The sequence below is a fragment of the Acidimicrobiales bacterium genome (assembly GCA_025455885.1).
Lineage (GTDB): Bacteria > Actinomycetota > Acidimicrobiia > Acidimicrobiales > Acidimicrobilacustridaceae > Rhabdothermincola_A.
In genome coordinates this window covers 1-2,666 of the sequence record JALOLR010000033.1, presented here as the reverse complement: position 1 = coordinate 2,666, position 2,666 = coordinate 1, and the positions used below count along the sequence as shown (strand labels likewise).

The 2,666-nt window shown below is 71.3% G+C and carries 2 protein-coding genes and 1 pseudogene; all 3 read right to left on the bottom strand.

What is annotated here, in order from left to right; genetic code table 11:
- A pseudogene (locus MUE36_15995) lies at positions 1-1,122 on the bottom strand (efflux RND transporter permease subunit).
- Between the two features lie 97 nt (positions 1,123-1,219).
- Positions 1,220-2,179 (bottom strand): efflux RND transporter periplasmic adaptor subunit, encoded by a 960-nt coding sequence (locus MUE36_15990; protein ID MCU0312428.1) that lies wholly within the window; start codon positions 2,177-2,179, stop codon positions 1,220-1,222.
- A gap of 78 nt (positions 2,180-2,257) precedes the next feature.
- On the bottom strand, positions 2,258-2,666 hold a 409-nt coding region (locus MUE36_15985; protein ID MCU0312427.1), incomplete at its 5' end, for a fibronectin type III-like domain-contianing protein.

Sequence of the window (2,666 nt, the reverse complement as noted above, 5' to 3'; positions counted from 1 at the left end):
CACCAGCCCGACCGCGAGGACGATCGCGAGGAGGGTCAGCAGGTTCACGGTGAAGCCGGCCAGGAGCATCAGGAAGACCGCCCCGAGCAGCGAGATGGGGATCGCCACCACCGGGACCAGCACGGCCCGCACCGAGCCCAGGAACAGGAAGATCACCGCAACGACGATGACGAGCGTCTCGGCGAGGGTCTTCAGCACCTCGTCGAGCGCGTCCCGGATGTAGGCGGTGGAGTCGTAGGGGATGCCCGCCCGCATGCCGGACGGCAGCTCCGCCTGGATGGCGGCCACCTCCCGCCGCACCTCCTCCATGACCTCGAGGGCGTTGGCGGTGGGGAGCACCCAGATCCCCATGAACCGCGATCTCCCCGAGCCGAACCACGACGCCCCCGCTCTCCTTCACCACCAGCTGCCGGAACTCCTCGGGCGTCCGGAGGTCCGTGTTCGCGACCAGGTTCACCGACACCATCGAGCCCTTCGTGCGGCCGAGGGCGGAGAGGTAGTTGTTGCGGGCGAGGGCGTCGCTGACGTCCGAGGGGGCGATCCCGAGGGCTGCCATGCGGTCCGGCTTCAGCCACACCCGCATCGCGAAGGTGCGGTCCCCGAGGATGTCCGCCCGCTGCACGAGAGGCGCGGCTGGACGACCCGGGTCAGGTAGTCGGTGATCTGGTTCTGGTCGAGGGCGTCGGAGGCGAAGCCGAGGTACATCGCCGCGAACTGGCTGTCGGCCGTCTCGAGCTCGATGACCGGGGCCTCGGCCTCGGGGGGAAGGTCGTTCCGGACCTGGGCCACCTTCGCCTGGACCTGGGTGAGGGCGTCGCTCGTGTCGTAGTTGAGCTCGAGGTGGACGGTGATCGTGCTGAGCCCCTGCGCGCTCGAGGACTCGATGTAGTCGATGCCGTCCGCGCTCGCGATCACCCGCTCGAGAGGGGTGGTGATGAACCCCCTCACGAGGTCGGCACTCGCCCCGACGTACGCGGTCGACACCCGGATGACCGCCATGTCGGACCGGGGGTACTGGCGCACGCTCAGCGACCGGACGGACCACAGGCCCGCGATGAGGATCACGAGGTTGACGACGATCGCGAGGACCGGCCGCCGGACGAAGACGTCGGTCGGCCGCATCAGTTGTCCTCCGGCGCCGGCGCCGGGTCGTTCGAGGGCCGCACCTCGTTGTTGACCAGGACGGCCGCCCCGCCGCGGAGCTTGAAGACGCCGGAGGTCACCACCTCGGCCCCGGGCTCGAGCCCCGACACCACCGCCACCTGGTCGCCCCGCGATCCCCCGAGCCGGACGAACTGCTGGCGCACCCCGGTGTAGCGGGCGCCGCCCGGCCCGTCGAGCTCGGCGACGACGCGAGACCGACCTGGACGTTCACGAACATCCCCGGCCGCAGCGCCCCGTCCGGGTTCGGGAGCGTCGCCTGCACGCGCACGTTGCGGGTGGCCTCGTCGATCACCGCGTCCACCGCGGTGATCCGCCCGGCGGCGGCCTGCCCGCCCCGGCCTTCGGCCCGCACCTCGACCGCGCTCCCCGTCCTCATGAGGGCGCCGCTCTGCTGGGGCACCGAGAAGTTGACGTGCACGGGGTCGAGCGACTGGAGGCTGACGATGGGGTCGCCGGCGTTGAGGTACTGCCCGAGGTTCACCTGCCGGATCCCGAGCACGCCGGAGAAGGGCGCACGGACCTGCTTCCGCTCGAGGGTCGCCCGGATCTCACCCACCCGCGCCTCGGCCTGCCGCGCCTCCGCGACCGCCCGGTCGAGCTCGGCCTCGGCCACGATGCCCTGCTCCACCAGGCCCCGCAGGCGGGCGAGGTTCGCGCGGGCCAGCTCCTTCTGGGCCTCGGCGGCCGCCAGCTGGGCCCGCTCCTGCCGCGCGTCGAGGCGGACGAGCACCTCTCCCTCGCGGACGGCCCGACCCGACTCGAAGGCGACGTGCTCGACGACCCCGGGAAGGTCGGCGCTCAGCGTCACTCCCCGCACGGCCTGGACCGTCCCGATGGCGTCGACGGTGGTGGGCCAGCTCTCGGTCCGCGCCACGATGGTCGTCACCGCCTCGGGCGGCGGCTGGAAGGCCGACGCCTGGGCGATCGCCGACTGGATCTGAAGGGTCTTGACCGCGCCGAGGGCCCCCACGACGCCGACGACCGCCATCACGCTCAGCCAGAAACGTCTGCTCATGCGTCCCCCCGTGAGGCATGAGACGAGCGCGGGGACGCCTGAGATCTGTAAAAATCGGTCGAGACGACCGAACGGGCCTTACTTGAGCGTGAAGCCGGCCTCCTTCGCATCCCGCGGGTTCGAGCCGACGAAGACCTTGAACGCCCCCGGCTCGGCCTCCCACTTACCGGACGCGGTGAAGAAGGCCAGGTCGGACGCCCGGAGCGTGAACGCGACGTCCTTCGACTGTCCCGGCGAGAGCTCGACACGCTGGAAGCCCTTGAGCTCCCTCACCGGCCGCGTGACGCTCCCCACGAGGTCCCGAACGTACAGCTGGACGACCTCCGAGCCCGGCCGGGCGCCGGTGTTCGTCACCGTCGCCGTGACCGTCACCGACCCGTCGCGTCCGATCTCCGCCGCGCTCACCTTCGGCGCCGAGTACGCGAACGTGGTGTAGGTGAGGCCGTAGCCGAACGGGTAGAGCGGGTCGTTCGACATGTCGTTGTAG

Coding starts and splice junctions, on each gene's coding strand:
- MUE36_15990 (MCU0312428.1), bottom strand. CDS start 2,179: ATGAGCAGACGTTTCTGGCTGAGCGTGATGGCGGTCGTCGGCGTCGTG.